Origin of the sequence: Bacillus sp. F2HM (assembly GCF_019266135.1) — a bacterium.
GTDB classification, from domain to species: Bacteria; Bacillota; Bacilli; order Bacillales; family Bacillaceae; genus Bacillus; species Bacillus safensis.
In genome coordinates, this window is record NZ_LRMO01000011.1 from 297917 (window position 1) to 320806 (window position 22890).

General features: G+C 42.5%; 24 protein-coding genes and 1 riboswitch. Of the genes, 17 read left to right on the forward strand and 7 right to left on the reverse strand.

Translation table 11 applies throughout. The features are described 5' to 3' along the window. Positions 1-21: 21 nt before the first annotated feature. Entirely contained in the window at positions 22-564 is a 543-nt protein-coding gene (locus AWT60_RS08475; protein ID WP_170871291.1) for a transcription repressor NadR, read from the reverse strand. A 3-nt stretch (positions 565-567) separates the two neighbouring features. Continuing rightward, the gene (locus tag AWT60_RS08480; RefSeq protein ID WP_170871292.1) at positions 568-1710 is read right to left on the reverse strand and encodes an IscS subfamily cysteine desulfurase; all 1143 of its coding nucleotides are present in this window, start codon (positions 1708-1710) and stop codon (positions 568-570) included. Positions 1711-1804: 94 nt separating this feature from the next. Here AWT60_RS08480 and nadB point away from each other — a divergent pair, with 94 nt between their 5' ends. From nadB to AWT60_RS08505, 5 genes are all read left to right on the forward strand, one after another. Further along, the gene (nadB, locus tag AWT60_RS08485; RefSeq protein ID WP_076840391.1) at positions 1805-3379 is read left to right on the forward strand and encodes an L-aspartate oxidase; all 1575 of its coding nucleotides are present in this window, start codon (positions 1805-1807) and stop codon (positions 3377-3379) included. Continuing rightward, a complete protein-coding gene (gene nadC, locus AWT60_RS08490; protein WP_041107077.1) occupies positions 3361-4224 on the forward strand; it encodes a carboxylating nicotinate-nucleotide diphosphorylase in 864 nt (287 codons plus the stop codon). The genes nadB and nadC overlap by 19 nt, the downstream gene beginning before the upstream one ends. Next, positions 4211-5320 (forward strand): quinolinate synthase NadA, encoded by a 1110-nt coding sequence (gene nadA / locus AWT60_RS08495; RefSeq protein WP_041107075.1) that lies wholly within the window; start codon positions 4211-4213, stop codon positions 5318-5320. The genes nadC and nadA overlap by 14 nt, the downstream gene beginning before the upstream one ends. Positions 5321-5451: 131 nt before the next feature. Next, complete coding sequence (safA, locus tag AWT60_RS08500) at positions 5452-6723, forward strand: SafA/ExsA family spore coat assembly protein (RefSeq protein WP_218677126.1); 1272 nt, start codon at positions 5452-5454, stop codon at positions 6721-6723. A 333-nt stretch (positions 6724-7056) separates the two neighbouring features. After that, positions 7057-7674 (forward strand): YhcN/YlaJ family sporulation lipoprotein, encoded by a 618-nt coding sequence (locus tag AWT60_RS08505; protein WP_041107071.1) that lies wholly within the window; start codon positions 7057-7059, stop codon positions 7672-7674. A 45-nt stretch (positions 7675-7719) separates the two neighbouring features. Here the strand turns inward: AWT60_RS08505 and AWT60_RS08510 are convergent, their stop codons facing one another. Beyond that, on the reverse strand, positions 7720-8352 hold the full coding sequence (locus tag AWT60_RS08510) for a LysE family transporter (protein ID WP_218677127.1): 633 nt from the start codon (positions 8350-8352) through the stop codon (positions 7720-7722). A gap of 235 nt (positions 8353-8587) precedes the next feature. Then, positions 8588-8696, forward strand: a riboswitch (TPP riboswitch). Positions 8697-8822: 126 nt separating this feature from the next. Here AWT60_RS08510 and thiC point away from each other — a divergent pair. Next, entirely contained in the window at positions 8823-10583 is a 1761-nt protein-coding gene (gene thiC, locus AWT60_RS08515) for a phosphomethylpyrimidine synthase ThiC (protein WP_218677128.1), read from the forward strand. Between the two features lie 35 nt (positions 10584-10618). On the opposite strand, the gene AWT60_RS08520 is transcribed toward thiC, so the two are convergent. Next, positions 10619-10765, reverse strand: coding sequence for a hypothetical protein (locus tag AWT60_RS08520; RefSeq protein WP_196774878.1), 147 nt, complete (start codon positions 10763-10765; stop codon positions 10619-10621). A gap of 191 nt (positions 10766-10956) precedes the next feature. On the opposite strand from AWT60_RS08520, the gene AWT60_RS08525 reads away from it, so the two are divergent. Beyond that, positions 10957-11139: a hypothetical protein gene (locus AWT60_RS08525; protein ID WP_008342761.1), complete on the forward strand. Its 183-nt coding sequence runs from the start codon at positions 10957-10959 to the stop codon at positions 11137-11139. Between the two features lie 32 nt (positions 11140-11171). Here AWT60_RS08525 and AWT60_RS08530 read toward each other — a convergent pair whose 3' ends face one another. Further along, a complete protein-coding gene (locus tag AWT60_RS08530; protein WP_034279877.1) occupies positions 11172-11816 on the reverse strand; it encodes a serine/threonine protein kinase in 645 nt (214 codons plus the stop codon). 239 nt (positions 11817-12055) lie between these two features. Between AWT60_RS08530 and AWT60_RS08535 the strand changes: the two genes are divergently transcribed. From AWT60_RS08535 to yajC, 7 genes are all read left to right on the forward strand, one after another. Continuing rightward, positions 12056-12556, forward strand: coding sequence for an intercompartmental signaling factor BofC (locus AWT60_RS08535; RefSeq protein WP_073979823.1), 501 nt, complete (start codon positions 12056-12058; stop codon positions 12554-12556). A gap of 148 nt (positions 12557-12704) precedes the next feature. Continuing rightward, positions 12705-13310 carry a Holliday junction branch migration protein RuvA gene (gene ruvA, locus AWT60_RS08540; protein WP_076840395.1) on the forward strand — a complete coding sequence of 202 codons (606 nt, stop codon included), beginning with the start codon at positions 12705-12707 and terminating at the stop codon, positions 13308-13310. A gap of 11 nt (positions 13311-13321) precedes the next feature. Then, positions 13322-14326 carry a Holliday junction branch migration DNA helicase RuvB gene (gene ruvB / locus AWT60_RS08545; RefSeq protein ID WP_024423143.1) on the forward strand — a complete coding sequence of 335 codons (1005 nt, stop codon included), beginning with the start codon at positions 13322-13324 and terminating at the stop codon, positions 14324-14326. Beyond that, positions 14319-14519 carry a DUF2905 domain-containing protein gene (locus tag AWT60_RS08550; protein WP_012010741.1) on the forward strand — a complete coding sequence of 67 codons (201 nt, stop codon included), beginning with the start codon at positions 14319-14321 and terminating at the stop codon, positions 14517-14519. The genes ruvB and AWT60_RS08550 overlap by 8 nt, the downstream gene beginning before the upstream one ends. 34 nt (positions 14520-14553) lie before the next feature. After that, positions 14554-15582: a tRNA preQ1(34) S-adenosylmethionine ribosyltransferase-isomerase QueA gene (queA, locus tag AWT60_RS08555; protein ID WP_024423142.1), complete on the forward strand. Its 1029-nt coding sequence runs from the start codon at positions 14554-14556 to the stop codon at positions 15580-15582. 31 nt (positions 15583-15613) lie between these two features. Further along, the gene (tgt, locus tag AWT60_RS08560) at positions 15614-16759 is read left to right on the forward strand and encodes a tRNA guanosine(34) transglycosylase Tgt (RefSeq protein WP_025092430.1); all 1146 of its coding nucleotides are present in this window, start codon (positions 15614-15616) and stop codon (positions 16757-16759) included. A gap of 47 nt (positions 16760-16806) precedes the next feature. Then, a complete protein-coding gene (gene yajC, locus AWT60_RS08565) occupies positions 16807-17073 on the forward strand; it encodes a preprotein translocase subunit YajC (protein WP_218677129.1) in 267 nt (88 codons plus the stop codon). A gap of 48 nt (positions 17074-17121) precedes the next feature. On the opposite strand, the gene AWT60_RS08570 is transcribed toward yajC, so the two are convergent. Next, positions 17122-17499 carry a TIGR04086 family membrane protein gene (locus AWT60_RS08570; RefSeq protein WP_075622125.1) on the reverse strand — a complete coding sequence of 126 codons (378 nt, stop codon included), beginning with the start codon at positions 17497-17499 and terminating at the stop codon, positions 17122-17124. A gap of 152 nt (positions 17500-17651) precedes the next feature. Between AWT60_RS08570 and AWT60_RS08575 the strand changes: the two genes are divergently transcribed. Next, on the forward strand, positions 17652-18314 hold the full coding sequence (locus AWT60_RS08575) for a DUF421 domain-containing protein (RefSeq protein WP_076840397.1): 663 nt from the start codon (positions 17652-17654) through the stop codon (positions 18312-18314). 1 nt (position 18315) lies between these two features. Here the strand turns inward: AWT60_RS08575 and spoVB are convergent, their stop codons facing one another. Then, positions 18316-19866, reverse strand: coding sequence for a stage V sporulation protein B (gene spoVB / locus AWT60_RS08580; RefSeq protein WP_041107054.1), 1551 nt, complete (start codon positions 19864-19866; stop codon positions 18316-18318). Positions 19867-19982: 116 nt separating this feature from the next. On the opposite strand from spoVB, the gene AWT60_RS08585 reads away from it, so the two are divergent. Together AWT60_RS08585 and secDF are read left to right on the forward strand one after the other, a co-directional pair. Further along, on the forward strand, positions 19983-20279 hold the full coding sequence (locus tag AWT60_RS08585) for a post-transcriptional regulator (RefSeq protein ID WP_003216788.1): 297 nt from the start codon (positions 19983-19985) through the stop codon (positions 20277-20279). 41 nt (positions 20280-20320) lie between these two features. Next, positions 20321-22549 carry a protein translocase subunit SecDF gene (secDF, locus tag AWT60_RS08590; protein ID WP_041107052.1) on the forward strand — a complete coding sequence of 743 codons (2229 nt, stop codon included), beginning with the start codon at positions 20321-20323 and terminating at the stop codon, positions 22547-22549. Positions 22550-22890 lie beyond the last annotated feature (341 nt).

Genomic DNA, 22890 nt, shown 5'->3' on the forward strand with positions numbered 1-22890 from the left:
CCCGTGCAGGACACTATTTTTTTAGTCTTTTATTAAAAACCCAGCATCATCCAGCGCTTGAATGGCTTGGTCAAGCTGCTTTTGGCTGTAAGAAGTGAGAGTATGCAAATGCACGCCGTCTGTTAGTTCTGACAAGTAGGACGCGCCGGTGTTAGAAATATGATGGACAAAATCAGCGACTTGTTTCCGTGTGCTGACGCGAATAGAGGCCGTTAGTTCACCATAAACAGGGTGCTCAATGATCACATCTTTTATCGTCACTCCAAAGTCTACAATTAAGGTCAGTTCCTCTTCTGTACGAGCAGGATCATGCTTGCAGGCGATGATTTGTTCAATTTCTCTTTCTGGCGCATGCTGCGCTGCCATATACACATAGCCTTGGCTTGTGGCAATAATGGGTTCGTTTTTTGCTTTTAATAATGAAATATCTTGTACAATGACTTGCCGAGAGACAGCCGCTTTTTTAGCTAAAAAGCTTCCAGTAAGCGGTGTGTCTGTTTCTTTCAGCCACTCTAAAATGGCGTTTCTTCTTTCTTCGCCAATGAGTTTCCTCTCTTGCTCCACGTCCTAAGCTCCCTTCTTCTCCTTTTGCAAATGCTCAAATGTATGCAAAAGCTGATCGATGTCCTCTTTTGATGACTGCCATCCAAATGATAGTCGAATAAATTGTAGGGCATCACGATCTGATACACGCAATGCCTTCACAGCAGGGGAAGGATGGTGATAACCGGAAGCACATGCGCTTCCAGTTGATAGACAAATCCCGTGCCGGTTACATGCTAACATTACATATTGTCCTTCAAACCCTTCAAAAAAACAACCAATAATATGAGGCAGCGTGCGGCGATTTTCATTGCCTTGAAGTGTACGAACAGGCAGCTGTCTTATTTTTAACTGTTGAAGAAAATAATCACGCAGCTGCTTATCTAATTTTTGCTGTTCATCCAGCCTAAGCATCGCTTGTTCACTTGCGGCAGCAAAAGCACCGATACATGGAACGTTTACTGTCCCTGGACGTAAGCCATTTTCCTGAACTGCACCTGCATATAAAGGTTTCCAAGGAACATGAGCGCCCAGATAAACGGCACCAGCGCCTTTAGGAGCATACACTTTATGACTTGAGATGGACACGGCATCGACTCCAAGTTCTTTGATGGACACACGAATCTTTCCAAATGTTTGCACAGCATCTGTATGAAAAAGAATGTTCCTTTCTTTTAAAAGAGGCGCTAATTCAGCAAGCGGCTGGATAATTCCTGTTTCTGAATTAGCATGCTGAATAGATACTAGTCCTGTTTCAGGCAATAATGCTTTTTTGAGAATGTCCTTTGTTATAATTCCATCCTGATTCGGTTCAATGATCGTGACTTTTACGCCAAGACGCTCTAAGCTGCTAACTGCATGATGAACAGAAGGATGCTCAACTGAAGTTGTGATGACATGCTGTTGATGTGCTGGCAGTCCATTGATGATCGATTGAATCGCAAGGAGATTGGATTCAGTTCCACCGCTTGTAAAATAGATCCCATCCGGTTCACCCTCGATCATGGCAGCGAGTGATTGTCTGCTGTAAGTCAATATGTCATTTGCTTTTCCCCCAGCATCATGAAGGCTGCTTGCATTTCCGTAGAAATTTTTGCTTAGCTGCTCAAAAACATGCAGCGCTTCCTCTGAAACAGGTGTAGAAGCTGCGTAATCTAAATAAACCAACCCATCCATCTCCCGTGTGAAAATTTTTTCTTGTATTTATTTTAGTGTTGTGTAATGATATGTGTCAAGACAGGTGTAAATGACAGGAGGGGCGATGGTGTCATCAATCAAAAAAGTCATTGTGGTGGGATCAGGCATTGCAGCGCTTTCCTTTGCAAAAACCATTTCGAAAAGCTGCCAGGTCATCATGATGACAAAAAAACAATGTTCATCTAGTAATTCCATGCTGGCACAAGGAGGAATCGCTGCTGCCTTTTCAGCACATGACTCAGTTCAGCAGCATGTGCAAGATACACTAGCTGCCGGCTGTGATCACAATGATGAAAGAATCGTACAAGAAATCGTGAGACTTGGAAAACACCTTGTGGAGCAGCTCGTAGCAGAAGGCTGTCCATTTGATCAAGATGAGGCGGGAGAGCCGCAATTAGGCAAAGAGGGAGCACATACCACTCATCGCATCTTGCATGCAGGAGGAGATCAATCAGGCAAAACCCTTGTACAGTTTCTAAAAAGTCAGCTTGGCTCACATATTCATTTATACGAATGTCATCATGTCATTGATCTATTGATTCATGAAGGGAGATGTACGGGTGTTGTATGGAAAGACGAGGCAGGACACGTACATACGATGACCGCAGATGCCGTTGTTTTATCAACTGGCGGCTGCGGCTCCCTATATGAGACAAACACAAATGATCCTTCTATAACAGGAGACGGACTGATGATGGCCTATCGAGCAGGGGCACAATTAGTGGATCTCGAATTTGTTCAATTCCATCCAACTCTTTTAACGATCGCTGGAAAAGCAGCTGGTCTCATTTCAGAGGCAGTACGGGGAGAGGGAGCTTATTTAGAAGATGAGACAGGCAGGCGGATCATGAAAGGTATTCACCCACAAGCTGATTTAGCACCTAGAGATGTGGTCGCTAGAGCGATTTTTCATGAGCAGCAATTAGGTCATCAATTGTATCTTAACATCCATGATATTCCGCATTTTTCAGCTCGTTTTCCAGCCATAGCTGCGATGTGTCAGCGTGCAGGCGTCGATATGGCAAGCGGCAGGCTGCCAATTTCCCCCGGTATGCACTTTTTAATGGGCGGCATCAGCGTCAATGAATATGGAGAAACGACTGTTCCAGCGCTATTTGCCATTGGAGAAGCGGCCTGCACTGGCTTACACGGTGCGAATCGATTAGCAAGTAATTCTCTTCTGGAAGGACTAGTATTAGGCAGCAAAGCGGCACAGAGAATTGAACAGCTGCCTAAACAGAAAGAACCAAGTCCACCTTTTTCAATTCAAGAAATATGGATGGTCCCAATGATTTCAACAACTCAGCTGAGACAATGGATGACTACATTTGCGGCCATTGTGAGAGATGAAAAAGGCTTGCAGACTTTGCTTCATTCATTGCAACGTGTCAATTTTCAGCAAATTAATGTGAAGGATATCACAAATGAACAGATCGAATTAAGCAATCAATGGGCATTAGCGGTCTGCCTTGCTAAATCTGCATTACTTCGTACAGAAAGCAGAGGCGGCCATTATCGAATGGATTATCCAGAGCGGAGTGATGCGTTGTGGCGGGGCAGACAGATTGTTCATGAAAAAGGCGACATTCACATTATGAAAAATGAAAGGATCGGTGCCAAATGGAACGTTTACAGTTAAAACAAATGCTCACTCATTTTTTCACAGAAGATATTGGCTTTGGAGATGTATCAGCTGATGCCATCTTTGGAGACAAAAAAGGAACAGCTCTTATCATTGCGAAACAATCTGGTGTATTGGCAGGATCACAAGTGATTGATATAGGGTACCGCCTGTTGAATGAACAGATTCAAACTGAGCTGTATTTTCAAGAAGGTGATTGGATTCATTCAGGTGCTGTACTGGCGAAAATAAAGGGCCCAGTCAACGACTTATTAAAGGGAGAAAGAGTCATTTTAAATCTATTGCAGCGAATGACAGGTATCGCCACCTTAACACATGAGGCGGTGCAGCGATTAGGTGACCCGTCTATTACGATTTGTGATACGAGAAAAACGACACCCGGCTTGCGTATGTTAGAGAAATACGCAGTGAAGACGGGCGGTGGAAAGAATCATCGCTTTGGCTTATCGGATGGGGTGATGATTAAAGATAATCATATTGCGGCATGCGGTTCTATCCGTGAAGCTGTAGAGAAAGCAAGAGCATATGCCGGTCATATGGTGAAAATTGAAGTGGAAATTGAATCAGAAACGCAGCTTATGGAAGCCATTGATGCAAAAGCGGATGTCATCATGTTTGATAACTGCTCTCCGGACGAGGTAAAACGTTTTAAACAAATGACACCAGAGTCCATTCTGACAGAGGCTTCAGGAGGCATCACGCTAGAGACATTGCCAAGCTACAGGGGGACAGGAGTCGACCTTATTTCACTTGGCTTTCTGACACATTCTGCTCCAGCATTTGATTTTAGTATGAATATGGAATTCAGTCATAAAGGGGGAACAACTCATGTCCTTGCTTAATGTATTAGCCAATCAACATGCAGTCATGATGCCAGATGAATATAAACACCGCTCTGATGATGAGATGAAACAGCGAGTGTTAGACATTAAGCGGGCTTTTGGCTCAAAGCTTTTTATACCAGGCCACCATTATCAAAAGGATGAGGTCATCGAATTTGCAGATGCCACAGGAGATTCATTGCAGCTGGCACAAATAGCTGCTGACAATCACGAGGCTGAATACATTGTATTCTGCGGTGTTCATTTTATGGCAGAAACGGCAGATATGCTGTCAAACAAGAATCAAAGCGTCGTATTGCCAGATATGAGGGCAGGCTGTTCCATGGCAGATATGGCAAATATGAAACAAACAGACAGAGCATGGGAGCAGCTCACTGATCTGTTTGGGGATACAATACTTCCGCTTACGTATGTCAATTCAACAGCAGATATTAAAGCATTTGTCGGCAAACATGGCGGGGCGACTGTTACTTCGTCAAACGCTAAAAAAGTACTCGAGTGGGCGCTGACACAAAAAGAACGGATTCTCTTTCTCCCTGATCAGCACCTAGGGCGTAATACGGCTTTTGATTTAGGTATTCCGCTAGAAGAAATGGCTGTCTGGGATCAGATAGAAGAAAAGCTTATCACCGATCAGCCGCTTTCCCGAATCAAGATGATTTTATGGAAAGGCCATTGCTCCGTACATGAGAAGTTTACCGTTCAGAATATAGAAGAAATGAGAAAAAAAGACCGTGACATTCAAATTCTTGTCCATCCTGAATGCACGCATGAGGTCGTAAGAGCTTCTGACCTAGCAGGTTCAACGAAATTTATTATTGATACGATCAAACAGGCGCCAGCAGGCAGCAAATGGGCGATTGGAACAGAGATGAATCTAGTCAAACGGATCATAGCGCAGCACCCAGATAAACAAATTGAATCCCTCAACCCAGATATGTGTCCATGTTTGACTATGAACCGGATTGATCTGCCTCATTTGCTATGGTCACTTGAAAGCATTGAGAAGGGGCAGCCGGTGGGGTTGATACAGGTCAATGAAGACATCACGAAAGACGCTTTGCTTGCACTCGAGAAAATGCTCGCCATTAAATAATGAATCAGCCCCTCCTATCAGAAAACAAGTTTTTATCATATCGGCTTGTAAATAGGCATAAATTTATGTTGAAACATATTGTACTTCTGACATAACCGTTACGTTCACGTTTTGCATAGGAGGGGAAAACGTTGAAAATTCATATTGTGCAAAAAGGAGACTCCCTTTGGAAAATTTCAAAGAAATACGGAGTCGACTTTCAAGAATTGAAAAAACTAAATTCGCAGCTCAGTAATCCTGATTTAATCATGCCGGGTATGAAGATTAAAATTCCGTCTAGTGGTGTTCCTGTGAAAACAGATCATCACAAAGCAAAAGAAATGCCAAAAACGAAAGAACATCCGTATGTGAAAGAAAAGCCAAAAGATGTCGTGCAAGTGCAAGATACGAAACCGAAGGAAAAGCCAAATGAACCGGTACCATATGTACCGCCAGTGCCAAAAATCGAGCAGCCAGTTTTTCCGCAAGTGGATGTGAACTATTATCAGACCAATCTCTACCAGCCATTCACACCTCCTCCCAAAAAAGATCATCACGAGAAAAAAGACCACGTGCATGAGAAGAAAGATCATGTTCATGACAAAAAGGATCATAAGGATCATTTTCATCATGAAAATAAAGAACATAAAGATCACAAGGATCATGTCCATTATGAAAATAAGGAACATAAAGATCACAAGGACCATTTTCATCATGAAAATAAAGGTCATCTAAAAGATGAAGTGGCAAAGGGGTATGATCCGTTTATTCATATTCCGCATCAAAAAGAGGAGGGAAAAGACATGGAGCATGGCAATTATCCGAACCTTCCTAACTTCCCGCAAATGCCAAATGTGGGAGGGGCAGCGGTAGGGGGAGTGGCTGAAAATAACGAGCATCATCACCAGCATCATCATCATGAACCATATGATCCTTATTTTGGTTATGGTCATGGTCATTACATGCCGGCGATGTATCCATATCCGCAGCAAATGGTGCCGGCATCGCCAATTTTACCGGGATCAGGCCTATGTTATCCTATCCATCCATATTATCACCATCATATGATGCCATATCCATACCCGGCTCATCCTTATTATCCTGCGTATCAAGCGCCTGCTTACTACGGAGAAAATCATGAGCACCATGCAAACGACGGACATCACTGGCATCACCATATGCATCCAAACGCCAATGCAAATGCCAACGCAAATCAAGGCTTTTATCCAAACGTTTCAAATGCAGCATATGGCAAGGAAGATTGCGGATGCGATGATGGCATGAAGCATCATCAGCCTTGGCCAGGACATGATCCGAATCCTGTTCCTTATGGCCAAATGGGGGCTTATCCAGCTCAGCCTTACATGCAGCCATATCCAGGTCAATCCGTTTTTGCAAGGCCGGAGGAGGAGGAAGAGGATTAATGACAGAAGGAACGATCTCAATCGTTCCTTTCAGCGTGTAGACAAACCCTCGCATTCGGTGTCAGGTCTCTGCGCCGGTACTCACGAATGTCAAATTCGCTCCGTTCCGGTGCTCGCCCTTCCTAGATTGCAAAGGTTTTCTATTACGCTGAAAAGAAGACAAAGGGCTAAAATCAAGAACATTTTAGCCCTTTGTCACCAATCAGAAGGAACGATCTCAATCGTTCCTTTTTTTGTTTATAACTGACAGCTTGATTTTTTTCCTAACTGTACATGCTAAAACAGAGCCTGTTTCGCGCTCATGAGATTGAATTTGTACAGGGGGTTTTTCGTTTGAGACAAAAATGGCAAAAAACAATCGCATTAGTGCTTCTTCCTATTGGTTTAACGGCATGTGGTGCAAATAATAATGCAGGTGTCGATACACGTCATAATCAATCAGGCCAGCCGGTTGGTTATCATTCGAATCAACGAGCGGAAGACAACAACCAAGATCATCAAGGACCAGTTTCTGAAATCATGGAGGGAATGAACGGGAGAAATACAACAAATGTTGATTACCGTACACGTCCTCAAGCTGATGATCGAATGCCTCTCACAGGTGGAGATGGACGCTACAGTCATGGAGATATGAACTATCATAACCAAATGTCGTTCTCAGGCTATGATAAACAAGAGAACATCCAGCGTTCAAGAAAAATTGCCAACCGCATCAATAAAATGAATCACGTGGCAGACTCTCAAGTCATGGTGACGGATGAGAATGTGTATATTGCCATTAAATCAGATGGCCGCCTGACGTCAGAAGGCGTATCACAAGTAGAAGAAGCAGCGACTCGTTATGCGGATGGAAGAGCAGTCCAAGTCATAAAAGATGAAGGTGCATTCACACGCTTTAGAGACATGAGAAGAACGCAATTTGAAACAGGCCAAACAGGCATGACCCGATAGTTTGACACAAAAAGGCTAAAGTTCATTACGAACTTTAGCCTTTTCTTAAAAATAAACCTTGATGCCTATATAAAATTCGTAAAAGAAATAACAGCCAAACCCTAGTAATAAAATACCAGCAATAATGGATGTCCACTTGATCATCGTTCGATTCATCACTTTTCTTGTTAAGGATACAAGTGTGAGAAGACCGATGTCATGAAGGAGAATCCCTGCCAAAATACCGCCGGCAGCCAGCATAAATTCAGATGAATCTGTTTTTGTATAAGCATCCGCAAGTACAGCACCAAAAACAGAAACCCAGAACACAAGATTTCCAGGAGATACCGCCACGAGCAAGCCGTTTCGATACGTTTTTGCGAATGATTTATTGACCTTTTCTCCTGCTACATGGATATCTTGATCCGCATGTTTAATGGAATCGTATGCGAGAATCATTAAAAATACAGCTCCGATCAGCCAGAGCGGGATTTGAACAAACGGCAAAGATAAAAACTGAGCAAATCCAGCATATAAAGCCAAAATAAGTAATAAGTCTATGGTCATACCGCCTGCTCCGACAGTTAAACCATGAAAGAATCCGTTTTTGAGTCCCTGTTTTGTCATTTCAACCGTGATTGCTCCAACAGGCAGAGCAATTGAGAATCCTACGACGATAAATGTGAGAAATGTTTGCAATCGACTAGAACTTCCTTTGAATAAATTGTATAAAAATTCTCCGTTTAGATTAATTATACATAATAGGAGAAAAGGATCAACGATTATTTCAGATTTAATTGAAATGAGAGAGACGGATCATGTATAGAAATATGTATATCAATATGATCTATAAAGCTTGTAGGGGAAAGGAACTATTTTCCTGAATTCTCTTTTTTTCATGATGTCTCTGTGCTACACTGATGTGGAAATCAATAAAAGTGACTAGGGGTGCCCGTAAATGGGCTGAGAGAGAAGTATATGCTTCTTAACCCTTTGGACCTGATCTGGCTCGTACCAGCGTGGGGAAGTTGAAGATGATGCATGTATCCTATCAATGATATGCATGTTTATTTCTGACGACGAAACCAGGTTCTTTCAATAGAGCCTGGTTTTTTGCTGGTGCTGATTCCATCCTGTCCGGTGACAAGAAGAAAAGGAGAGAACAGCAAATGAAGGAAAAGAAAAGTGTCCCATCCAACCAATCATTATTATCCAGCTTTGACGGCAGTCGAAAGGTGTATGAGAAAGGATCAAGACCCGATATCTTAGTGCCGAAAAGAGAGATTGCCCTCTCGCATACTGTGACAGAGGCGGGCGACATAAAAAATGAACCAGTCCGTGTATACGATACGAGTGGACCGTACACTGATGAGAACGTTCATATTGACGTCACAAAAGGATTAAAGCGTCTTAGGGCAGCATGGATAGAAGAAAGAGGAGATACAGAAAGATATGAAGGGCGTCATGTAAAACCGGAAGATAACGGATATCGGTCAAGGGAGAAGGAGTCCTTCCATTCTGTCCAAACTGATTTTCATCATAAGCCGCTCCGCGCGAAACAAGGAGCGCGCGTGACGCAAATGCATTATGCCAAAAAAGGCATCATTACGCCTGAAATGGAGTTTATCGCAATAAGAGAAGAGCTAAGCCCTGAGTTCGTTAGAGAGGAAGTCGCGAGCGGAAGAGCCGTTATTCCTTCGAATATTAACCATCCAGAAAGTGAACCAATGATTATCGGAAGGAATTTTCATGTCAAAATCAATGCGAATATTGGCAATTCAGCTGTCACGTCATCCATTCATGAAGAGGTAGAAAAGATGACGTGGGCGATCAGATGGGGGGCAGACACAATGATGGATCTGTCTACTGGAAAGGATATTCATACAACGAGAGAATGGATCATTCGGAATTGCCCAGTTCCAGTAGGAACCGTTCCTATTTATCAGGCCCTTGAAAAAGTGAATGGAGTCGCAGAAGATTTGACGTGGGACGTGTACAGGGACACATTAATTGAACAAGCAGAACAAGGTGTAGATTATTTTACAATTCATGCGGGCGTGCTGTTAAGATATATTCCGCTAACAGTTGATCGGGTGACTGGAATTGTTTCAAGAGGCGGTGCGATTATGGCAAGATGGTGTCTTGCTCATCATCAAGAGAATTTCCTCTACACTCACTTCGAAGACATTTGTGAAATTATGAAAACGTATGATATTGCCTTTTCACTTGGAGATGGACTTAGACCAGGTTCGATTGCTGATGCCAATGATGAGGCGCAGTTTGCAGAGCTGGAAACGTTAGGTGAGTTAACAGAGATCGCTTGGAAACATGATGTGCAGGTGATGATTGAAGGGCCCGGCCATGTCCCAATGGATAAAATCAAAGAGAATGTGGACAAGCAAATGGACATTTGCAAGGAAGCCCCATTTTATACGTTAGGGCCTCTTACAACAGATATTGCGCCGGGATATGATCACATTACATCCGCCATCGGTGCGGCCATGATCGGCTGGTACGGAACAGCCATGCTATGCTATGTAACGCCAAAAGAGCATTTAGGTCTGCCGAATAAAGAAGATGTGAAAGAAGGCGTAATCGCCTATAAAATTGCCGCACATGCGGCTGATCTAGCAAAAGGACATCCTGCGGCTCAAAAGCGCGATGATGCTTTATCGAAAGCGAGATTTGAATTTAGGTGGCGGGACCAATTCAATCTGTCACTTGATCCTGAAAGAGCCTTGGCGTTCCATGATGAAACATTGCCTGCCGAAGGCGCTAAGACCGCTCACTTTTGCTCGATGTGCGGACCGAAGTTTTGCAGTATGAAAATTTCTCATGATATCCGCAATCAATCTGAAGAAGTGAAAAGAGAGATGGAAAAGAAGGCGAAGGAGTTTGTCAGCGGGGGAAGTCAAATTTATCAGCCCTAAAAAAAGAACCTCGCACGATGCTGTGCGGGGTTTTATCAAACGGCTGAGAAGGCTTTTCTTAAAAGGTGAAAAAATGTCTTTACTGCATATGCCATCATGTCCACACTCGGAATGAGAGCATCTGTTAAATGAAAAAAGACTGTTTGTTTTTCTGGAGATGTTCGTTTCTTTTTCTGCTTCATAAAGGGCAGCCTCCTTTTTAACCAATATACTTCTTTGCAGATATAAGAGATAGATGTGTTGTGTGAATTTAAACAAAATTTAAACTTCTTGGGTTTGAATGGAAACAAGGAGGGGAAACGAGTTCAATAGAGAATGAATGAAAAGAGCTGATCTATTTGACCAGCGAACAAGAAGAGTGGAAGGTGATCTTATGATGAAAGTATTTAAGGTAACATTTCATATGAACAATGGGGAAGTGCTTGATTTCGAGCTTAAACGTCCAGCTACCTATGATGTGTATAAAAAAATTGAAGAAGCCAATCATTGGTTTAAGCTGAATAATGAAATCATTAACCTATTAAACGTCAATAGTATCCATGTAGAAACAGAATAACGCAGAAAGCCGCTCAAAGAGAGCGGCTTTCATTATGCAGAAAAATCATTTCGATTATTAAGCTGCCCGCGGGACAGCCAGTTCTTTTTATACAAATAAGCAATGACTTCAAGCCACAAACGCGGTGCTTTTTTAGGGAAAAAAGGTTTTTGGTAATAGGCATAAGCGGCTTTTAAATCATCCCATTGATGACATGCTTTCGTTTGCGTGAACCTGGCAACGTCAATGACCCTGATCCGCCCTTCTTTTGTTAAGATCAGATTGCGCAGATGAATATCAGAAGGATTCAATCCTTTCTCGCGCGCTTCCTCCAGCGCATCATCAACTTGTTCAATCATTTGTTTTTTAATAGGAATTCCTTTTGTAAGGCATTCATAGAATGTGTAGCCTTTAATATATTCCATTAAAATATACTGATCCCCAGACTCATAAATCTCAGGGTAGTAAGACGAACCAGAAAGTTTTTCGTAAATGGCAGCCTCTTTGCGGGCAATATGCTGATAAGAAGGGAAAAAGACTTTTAGTGCCATTTTCTTGCCGTCTTTTTTATATAAAAAGACATAGGCACTTCTTCCTTTGCCGCACAGTTCAAGCTCTGCCGGTTTATAGGCAAGCTTATGAAAACGTTTCTCTTCATGATATTGAATCGATTCGGCTAATCTTTTAACATCTGACATTGACTTCACCTTCTTTGGTTTCAGTTTATGCGGCTGAAAAACGAATGATGAAAAAACCGTGTCATTCGATAAAGCAATGGATTGTATAAAACATAACATTTACGAATGAAGGATACAACGAAAGACTCTTACCATACATTTGAATGATCGATTTGGTTAATGTTTAGAAAAATGGGTCAAACTACATATGTCATGCATCGATCTCATGTTCTAAAGAGGTGTAAATAGTGAAAGTGAAGATGAAATGTTTCGTTACAGGACTTATCATGACAAGTGTGCTTTTTTTTGCTGCGGATATGGAAGGGAAAGAACACTTGCAAAAGCAGTCAAACTCTATTACCGTCCAGCTTGAAAAAGTCTATCTAGACGGCGATGTGAGTATTGAAAGACACCGGGCATCATTAGAAGACAAAGACACATTCTGGGCGCAGTATAAAGGCTGGACGCTGGTAGAACAAAAAGAGGATTTTGCCCTTTTTAGAAAGCAAATTGATGATATCTCTCCATTAAGTAAAGCAAATGGATATATCGGATTATCAGAGGACGGTGTAATTTCTACGTTTCATGGAAGGCCTGACGGCTGGGCGGAGCCTATTCATCTCTTTTTTCAAATTGATACGTCCCGTTTAGAAAGCCATGTGGAAAAGCAGCTTGAGCAAGGCATTCCTTTTCGAACAAAGGATGAATTTGAGCATGTGCTTGAAGTCATGAAGCCTTATCGAAATGAAATATCGTTTTAAAGCGTGTAACAGCTTGCTGGTGTGAAGACCGCAAGCTGTTTTTCGTGGTTTCATCATAAAAATGTACTGAGCGAACGTATGTTAACTTTTATTGCGGTTTTCTCTTCGATTTATGTTACAATGAAGAACAGTCAAAGAGGTGAAAACGGTGATAGAGTTTGTAAAAGGGACCATTGATTATGTGTGCCCGCAATATGTTGTCATTGAAAACGGCGGAGTGGGATATCAAGTCTATACCCCAAACCCGTTTATCTATCGAATAAATAAACAAGAAACGATTTATACGTATCATTACATAAAGGAAGACGCCTTTTCGTTATACGGTTTTCAAACACGAGAAGAAAAAGCGCTGTTCACAAAACTGTTAAATGTCACAGGAATTGGGCCAAAGGGTGCACTCGCGATTCTTGCTTCCGGCGATCCTGGCGCTGTCATTTCAGCGATAGAACGTGAAGATGAAGCCTTCCTGATTAAATTCCCTGGTGTGGGCAAAAAAACAGCACGTCAAATCATTCTGGATCTAAAAGGAAAACTGGCAGATGTGGTGCCAGAAATGATTGGCAACTTATTTAATCACGAGGACCACATTCAGGTCGAAACGCAGCAAACTGCATTAGATGAAGCGCTTGAAGCCTTAAGTGTCCTTGGATACGGTGATCGTGAAATCAAAAAGGTTCTTCCATTATTAAAAGAAGAAAAGAATCTCACAACCGATCAATATGTGAAAAAAGCTTTACAAAAAATGTTGAAATAGGGTGATGTCTCATGGATGAACGGCTCGTCTCAACTGAAGCAGACAACCATGAATCAGCCATTGAGCAAAGTCTGCGGCCACAGACACTTAGCCAATATATCGGTCAGCAAAAAGTAAAGGACAACCTCAGCGTATTTATTGAAGCTGCCCGAATGCGGCAGGAAACGCTTGATCACGTCCTTTTATATGGACCTCCTGGACTTGGGAAAACAACGCTTGCGTCGATCATTGCTAATGAAATGAATGTTCAGCTGCGTACAACGTCAGGACCAGCGATTGAGCGTCCTGGTGATTTGGCGGCCATCTTAACATCTCTTGAGCCAGGTGATGTATTGTTTATTGATGAAATTCACCGCTTGCAGCGCTCAATTGAAGAAGTGCTGTACCCAGCAATGGAGGATTTTTGTTTAGATATTGTCATTGGTAAAGGAGATACAGCACGCTCTGTACGGCTTGATTTACCGCCATTTACGCTTGTAGGTGCAACGACCCGTGTCGGGCTATTAACAGCGCCGCTTCGTGACAGGTTTGGGGTACATGCAAGATTGGAATACTATGAGCAAAGAGATTTGGCTCACATTGTGGCAAGAACAGCCGAGCTGTTTGAGATTGGGATCGATATTCGCTCTGCCGAAGAAATTGCGAGACGCTCCCGGGGAACACCGAGGGTTGCCAACCGTTTGCTCAGAAGAGTAAGAGATTTTGCGCAGGTGCTTGGGAATCATGCCATTACGCAAGACATTGCGGAAGATGCCCTTGAGCGTCTTCAAGTCGACAGGCTTGGCCTCGATCATATAGACCATAAGCTCCTTTTAAGTATGATCGAAAAATTTAGAGGCGGTCCTGTTGGGCTTGATACGATCTCAGCGACAATTGGAGAAGAATCACATACGATTGAAGATGTGTACGAACCGTACTTACTGCAAATTGGTTTCCTGCAAAGAACACCAAGAGGGCGGGTCGTCACAAGAGAAGCGTATGAACATTTTCAAATGGAGGTTCCGATTCGTGACTGAATTCCCTAAAATATTAATGATTTTAGGTGGTGTCCTTTTTGCCGCAGGATTAGTGTTTCAATTGGTTGGTAAGCTTCCAGGTGATATTTTTGTGAAAAAAGGAAATGTAACGTTCTTTTTTCCTGTCATTACATGCATTGTCATTAGTATCGTACTGACCATATTACTTAATATCTTTGGACGGATGAAATAACGTTAACTAGTTAACTACAGAATAGGTGAAGGAAATGAAGCTAGAACTATTTGATTTTGATTTACCAGAAAGATTAATTGCACAAGTGCCGCTTGAAAAAAGAGATGCATCAAGACTGATGGTCTTAAACAAACAAACGGGTGCGATTACACATGATACATTCTCACAAATCATCGATTATTTTCAAAAGGGTGATTGTCTCGTTCTAAACAACACGCGCGTTCTGCCTGCACGTCTGTTTGGTATGAAAGAGGATACAGGTGCCAAAGTTGAACTTCTTCTATTGAAACAAGAAGAAGGAGACAACTGGGAAACACTTGTCAAACCAGCCAAACGGGTGAAAAAAGGGACGGTTATCACGTTTGGTGATGGACGGCTCCAAGCTGTATGTACAGAGGAAATGGAACATGGCGGAAGAAAAGTCGAGTTTCAATATACAGGCATTTTTTATGAAGTGCTTGAATCCCTTGGTGAAATGCCGCTGCCTCCATATATTAAAGAGCAGCTTGACGACCGTGAACGCTATCAAACCGTTTATTCAAAAGAGGTTGGCTCCGCTGCTGCGCCAACTGCCGGTCTCCACTTTACAACCGAGCTGCTGGATGCGCTAAAAGCGAAAGGTGTACACATTGCTTTCATTACGCTGCACGTAGGGCTTGGCACGTTTCGTCCGGTAAGTGCAGAACGGATTGAAGAACACGAAATGCACGCAGAGTTTTACGAAATGAATGAAGAAACAGCTGATGAGCTTAATCGCGTTCGCAAGGAAGGCGGACGGATTATTTCAGTCGGTACAACATCGACAAGAACGCTTGAAACCATTGCAAGTGCACATGATGGTGAGTTCAAAGCCTCAAGCGGCTGGACGTCGATCTTTATTTACCCTGGCTACACATTCAAGGCAATTGATGGCATGATCACGAATTTCCATCTGCCAAAATCCTCGTTAATTATGCTTGTCAGCGCATTAGCTGGGCGAGAGCACGTACTAAAAGCGTACAATGAGGCTGTTAAAGAGGAATACCGATTCTTCAGCTTTGGCGATGCCATGCTGATTCAATAACATTATACAACTAAGACAGGAGGGCTCATTTTTGTCGCAATCACCGATACGTTATGAGTTCATTAAATCATGCAAACAGACAGGTGCACGTCTTGGCCGCGTTCATACACCGCACGGCTCCTTTGAAACACCTGTATTTATGCCAGTAGGTACACTGGCTACAGTCAAAACAATGGCGCCTGAAGAATTAAAGGCAATGGATGCAGGCATCATCTTAAGCAATACGTACCACTTATGGCTTCGTCCAGGTCACGATATCGTAAAAGAAGCAGGCGGTCTGCACAAATTTATGAACTGGGATCGAGCAATTCTAACTGATTCAGGCGGATTCCAAGTTTTTTCATTGAGTGAATTTAGAAAAATTGAAGAAGAAGGCGTTCACTTCCGTAATCATTTAAACGGAGACAAGCTGTTCCTATCTCCTGAAAAAGCCATGGACATCCAAAATGCACTTGGCTCTGATATTATGATGGCATTTGATGAATGCCCGCCGTATCCTGCAGAGTACGATTACATGAAACGTTCTGTGGAGCGGACAAGCAGATGGGCAGAGCGCTGTCTAACAGCGCACCAGCGTCCAGAGGATCAAGGGCTGTTTGGGATTGTCCAAGGCGGAGAATACGAAGAGCTTCGAAAACAAAGTGCAAAAGACCTTGTTTCACTTGATTTTCCAGGCTACGCCATCGGAGGCTTATCTGTAGGGGAACCAAAAGATGTGATGAATCGTGTACTTGAATTTACAACACCATTCTTACCAGCAGACAAACCGAGGTACTTAATGGGTGTCGGCTCACCAGATTCCTTAATTGACGGCGCCATTCGCGGTGTAGATATGTTTGATTGCGTACTGCCGACGCGAATTGCAAGAAACGGCACCTTGATGACAAGTGAAGGCCGTCTTGTTGTGAAAAATGCAAAATATGAGCGTGACTTTAGACCAATCGATGAAAACTGTGACTGCTATACATGTAAAAACTATACACGCGCCTATATTAGACATCTCATCCGAACAAATGAAACGTTCGGAATTCGATTAACAACTTATCATAATCTTCATTTTCTGTTAAAATTAATGGAGCAAGTGAGAGAAGCTATCCGTGAGGATCGTTTAGGTGATTTTAAAGAAGAGTTTTTTGAGCGTTACGGCTTTAACAAACCGAATGCGAAAAACTTTTAACGCATAAACGAAAGGCTTTACAATGCTTTAGAAAGGGGTGAAATAGAATGGATGGTGGTATGGGTTCAATCATTATGATTGTTGTCATGTTTGCTGTGCTTTACTTCTTGTTAATCCGTCCACAGCAAAAGCAACAGAAAGCTGTGCGTCAGATGCAGCAATCTTTATCAAAAGGCGATAAAATCGTCACAATCGGTGGTTTACACGGTGAAATCGACTCAATTGATGAATCAAAAGTGGTCATCAAAACAAGCGAAAACAACCGTTTAACTTTCGATCGTCGTGCTATTAGAGAATTAGCTGACAAAGACTAATCCTCTGATACATAGCCATAAAAAAAGAGCGATATGACCGCTCTTTTTTTATTTGCCTCGAAGATTGACGCCAATCATTCCCCCCAGCATACAAATGCCTAAAAAGGCTCCATGATAGATAAACTGCTCTGGTGAAAACGTTTTTCCAAACCCCAAATATTGAAATAAAAATACAGTGAGAGAAAAAATGATAGATGTGACCGCACCAATCAGCCAGCCGCGCTCCTTTGCTTTCCCGCCAGAAATGATGCCTCCTAATAAAAGGGCAGCAAAGGACAAGATCATAATCATCCATTTAAATGATGATTCTTGCATACTTGTGAATGTAAGCATGAGCGACACAAGTAAACTTGTGACAACCATCACGACAAAAATGGCAATTAAGCCGGATAAAATGCCTTTTCCAATTTGTTTCGTTTCCTGCATGTAGATTCGTCTCCTCTCCAATTGAACGAAGCTTGTCTTTTACTAAAATGTATTCACAGTGAAGAAAAAATAGACATGTTTCAGACGTTTCTTTTCTACATAAATAAAGTGTTTTGACACAAGCTATGTTGGAGAAGGAGGGGCTACATCACATGCAGGACATCTTGATCATTTCCATGAGAACCATCATCTTATATTTTCTTATTTGGTTTATATTTCGCTTAATGGGCAAAAGGGAAATTGGCGAGCTGAGCATTTTAGATCTAGTCATTTTTATGATGATCGCAGAAATTGCGGTTCTCGCCATAGAAGAAGTAGAGGATCACATGTTACATACGGTATGGCCAATCCTGCTGTTGACCTTCATTCAAATCACACTTGCCTACCTCTCATTGAAATTCCAAGGCGTCCGGCGCTTTCTTGACGGCAAACCGGCCCTGCTCATTATCAATGGGAAAATAGACGAGGGTGCAATGAGAAAACAGCGATACAATTTTGATGACCTGCTCATTCAATTAAGAGAAAATAACATCGACAGCATTCAGGATGTCTCTTACGCCATTTTAGAGCCGTCTGGAAAGCTCGCCGTCGTCGAAAAAGAAAACAAGCGCAAACATGCAGCGCTTGAGCTTCCACTTGTTGCGGATGGTGTAGTGCAGCATGACCACCTTAAGCAAATCAATCAAAATGAACAGTGGCTGAAAGATGAGCTTGCTAAAAGAGGCTATCATGATATCGAACAAATCTCTTACTGCAGCTTTAATCAAAAAACATTTTATATTGATTTGAAAGATGAAGTGATCAAAAAGAGATGAGCTAAAACAGCTTCCCAACGAACGGGATGCGGCGCAGCTCTTCTCGTTTCACTAGGCCTAGGCAGATTAATAGAATGACATACAGCGTGCACGTAACAAAAATGAGCGTCACAAGTTCAATAGGAGCAGAAAAGAGTCCGTTTACTTGAGATTTCAGCCAAAGGCTGACAGCCCCTGTACCGATAATCACAAGGACGCATAGTCCATATTCCTTTAATGGTAAATGAATAGGCAGCACCTTTCCAACAGTTGCCGCATGGAGCAGCGTGACAAGGATGATGCCGATTAAGATCGCAAGTGCAGCGCCCATAATGCCAAAGCCTGGCTGTGAAGCAAGAACAAAAATCATCCCTGTTTTCACAATAGCGCCAATCAGGCTGTTGGTCATCGCCGCACCAGCTAAATTGAGTGCTTGAAGCACGGCTTGAAGGGGCCCCTGAAAATAATATAGAAGGAAAAATGGCGCCATGAATTTCACATAAATGGCCGCGTGCGATGAACCATACATAAAGAGCGTTAAATCTTCTGCGTAAACGAAAAGAATAATACATGAAATGCCTCCACTGAGTAAACATAGGCGCATCGCCTGCTTCAGGCGGTATTCGACCGTTTTACGTTTATTCTGCTCCATTCCTTCACTGATCGCCGGAACTAATGCAGTGGAGAGTGAATACGTAATAAAACTAGGCAGTGTCAAAAGGGTCAGAGCAAGACCAGTCAACTCCCCGTACTGCCTTGTCGCCTCTACAGCCGCATATCCAGCAATGGCAAGACTTTGCGCGACAACAATCGGCTCTAAAAACCACGAAATATTCCCGATAAAACGGCTGCCTGTTGTTGGCAGGGCAATGCTCATCAGCTGTTTAAATGTGTCCTTCCCGTCATGAATCGCTTTAAAAAATCGTTTTCGAATACGAATGGTCTTTTTATAGCGAAAGGCGATCAGTAAGTAAGCAAGTGAAATCATCTCTCCAATGACAGATGACACCATCGCACCTGCTGCCGCAAATTCAATCCCGTAAGGAAGGAAAGCCGTTGTACACACCGCCACTAGTGAAATTCTTGCGACCTGTTCCAGAACTTGAGACATCGCAAGCGGACTCATTTGCTGTCTGCCCTGGAAATAGCCTCTTAACACACTGGAAATGGCGATGACTGGTACGACAGGTGTAATAGCAAGCAGTGGGTAGACCGTTCTAGGGTCTGTCAGCATATTTTCTGCCATGATGGGCGCAAACCATAAAAAGAGCGGCGTGAAAATCAGACTGAGTGTTCCTGTTATCGCAAGGGACATGACCAGAATACGTTTTGTTTTCTGTTTGTCACCCCGGGCTTCTGCTTCTGCGACAAGCTTACTAATGGCGACAGGCAGTCCGAATTGTGTGAGCGTCACGGCGAGAAAAAAAGTTGGTGCAGCCATCATATAAAGCCCGACCCCTTCTTCGCCAATGAACCTCGCAATGACAATTCGATTGACAAAACCCAATATTCTCGTGATAAAACCTGCTAAAATTAAAATAATGGTCCCCTTTAAAAACGTTTGCTTCGTCAAATCACAGATCACCTGCCTTCTCAAACGACATAGAATCATATACAATAAGATATGCGTGTATATCGTCCAAGCATGACAAGTCTCTCGATAAAAAACTGAAAAGGGGGAGCTACGCAATGACACAACACCCAGCTGCTATTTACAAAGACCATTTAAAGCCTTTTCTGTTCAGTAAGCTTGAAGAATTCATCGTTTTGGGCTATAAAGATGTAGATTTAGAGGAATTATGGTCATACTTAGAGAATAAGAAGTGGAAGAAAAAACAAGAGTATCCGATTCATGAAATGGTTGCAGATATTTTATCTGTGAAAATAGGCGAATTTATGAACTATGCAACCGTTCAGTCGTTTAAAACGTCTGCTTTTTTGGACAGTGAAGATGGCAAGAATATGCTTGATGAACTGTTGAAATAAGCCATCTTAATGGATTTAGGTGTTTAAGGAGGAAATACATAATGAAAAAAGGGCGCATTCTTGCGTTTTTCTTAGTGGTTCTGTTAATCGGAGCTGGCGTGGGCTTGCTGACAAAGCCTGTTGCGAAAGATATGACGCTAGGGCTGGATTTACAGGGTGGATTTGAAGTCCTGTATGATGTACATCCAGTGAAAAAAGAGGACAAGATCACAAATAGTGTTCTCGTTAGTACAGTGGAGGCTCTTAACCGAAGAGCGAACGTGCTTGGAGTAAGTGAGCCGAACATCTCGATTGAAGGCAATAATCGTATCCGTGTGCAGCTTGCGGGGGTAAAAGATCAAAACAGAGCTAGGGAGATTCTTTCCACTGAAGCACAGCTATCCTTCAGAGATACGAATGATAAAGAACTTCTTAACGGGGCTGACCTAGTCGAAAACAGTGCAAAACAAACATTCAGTCAAACGAATGAGCCAATTGTGACGGTTAAACTAAAGGATGCGAAAAAATTTGGTGACGTCACAAGAAAAGTAGCAGCGATGGCACCGAATAATCAGCTTGTCATTTGGCTTGATTACCACAAAGGAGATTCCTTTAAAAAAGAAGTCTCAAAATCAAACCACAAGTATGTATCTGCACCAAATGTGAATCAAGAGATTAACAGCAGTGACGTACAAATTGAAGGGAAATTTACTGTCCAAGAGGCAAAAGACCTTGCAAGTATTTTAAATGCCGGTGCATTGCCAGTGAAATTAACTGAAAAGTACTCCACTTCAGTGAGTGCGCAATTCGGTGAACAGGCATTAAATGAAACTGTCTTTGCAGGGATTGTGGGAATTGCCCTCATTTTCTTATTCATGCTTTTTTATTACCGAATACCTGGTCTTATTGCAGTCATTACGTTATCAACGTATATTTATATTACCTTACAGGTGTTTGACTGGATGGGTGCTGTTCTGACACTTCCTGGAATTGCGGCGCTGATTCTTGGAGTAGGGATGGCGGTTGATGCCAACATCATCACATATGAACGAATCAAAGAGGAGCTTAAGCTCGGTAAATCTGTCCGTTCTGCTTTCAGGTCAGGGAACCGCCGATCATTTGCGACCATCTTTGATGCAAATTTAACGAGTATTATTGCAGGGGGCGTCCTTTTCTTCTTCGGGACAAGTTCTGTAAAAGGATTTGCAACAATGCTCATCCTCTCGATTTTAACAAGCTTTATCACGGCTGTTTTCCTATCAAGATTCCTTCTTGGTCTGCTTGTGGAAAGCCGCGCGCTCGATCGAAAGAAAGGCTGGTTTGGTGTCCGTCAAAAAGACATCATCGATATTCATGAAACAACAGAAAATACTGAACCAAAAACACCGTTTGATAAATGGGATTTTGTCAGCAAGCGAAAAGGTTTCATGATTTTCTCAGTAGCCATTACCATTGCGGGGATTATCGTCCTTTCGATTTTCAAACTCAATGCGGGTATTGACTTTGCAAGTGGTACAAGAGTAGACATTCAAAGTGACCATAAGCTGTCAACTGCTCAAATCGAGCAAGACTTTCAAAAACTAGATCTTGATACAGATAGTGTTGTGTTATCTGGTCAAAAAGAAAATCAAGCAGCGGCACGATTTGTTGGTGTGCCAAATAAAGAAAAAATCGCAGAAGTGAAAGATTACTTTAAAGATAAGTATGGAACAGAACCGAATGTCAGCACGGTGTCTCCTACGGTTGGAAAAGAACTTGCACGTAATGCTTTATATGCCATCATCATTGCTTCGATTGGGATCATTATTTATGTTTCCATTCGGTTTGAATATAAAATGGCCATTGCCGCGATTGCTTCCCTTTTATATGATGCATTCTTCATTGTGGCATTCTTTAGTATCACACGATTAGAGGTAGATGTGACCTTCATTGCGGCGATCCTCACGGTGATCGGGTATTCGATCAATGACACGATCGTGACGTTCGATAGGGTTCGTGAGCAAATGAAGAAACGTAAACCAAAAACGGTAGAAGATCTATCTTACATCGTTAACTTGAGTTTACAGCAAACCTTTACAAGATCTATCAATACGGTTCTCACTGTAGTAATTGTTGTGATCGCACTGCTTATTTTCGGATCAGCGTCGATTACAAACTTCTCCATCGCCTTACTTGTCGGCTTATTAACAGGGGTGTACTCATCCCTTTATATCGCGGCACAAATTTGGCTGATGTGGAAAGGCCGTGAGCTGAAAAAACCAGCTAAGATAGATACAGATCAAGATATTTAATCTAGAAAGACTGCCTTCTCGGCAGTCTCAGCGTGTAGACAAACCCTCGCATTCTTTGTCAGTCCTGCGCGCTGGTGCTCACGAATGTTCAATTCGCTCCGCGCCAGTGCTCGTCCTTCCTAGACTGCAAAGGTTTTCTATCACGCTGAAAAGAAGACAAAGGGCTAAAATAAAAATCATTTTAGCCCTTTTTCAACAATCTGAGACTGCCTTCTCGGCAGTCTTTTTCTATCGTTTTTTCCCGAAAAGTAGACGCTTTGAAAAAACATTTTGGGTTTCATTGATCTTGAAATGGTCTTTTGCTATAATGACTTACGTTTAGACCAGTATAGAAAGCAAGT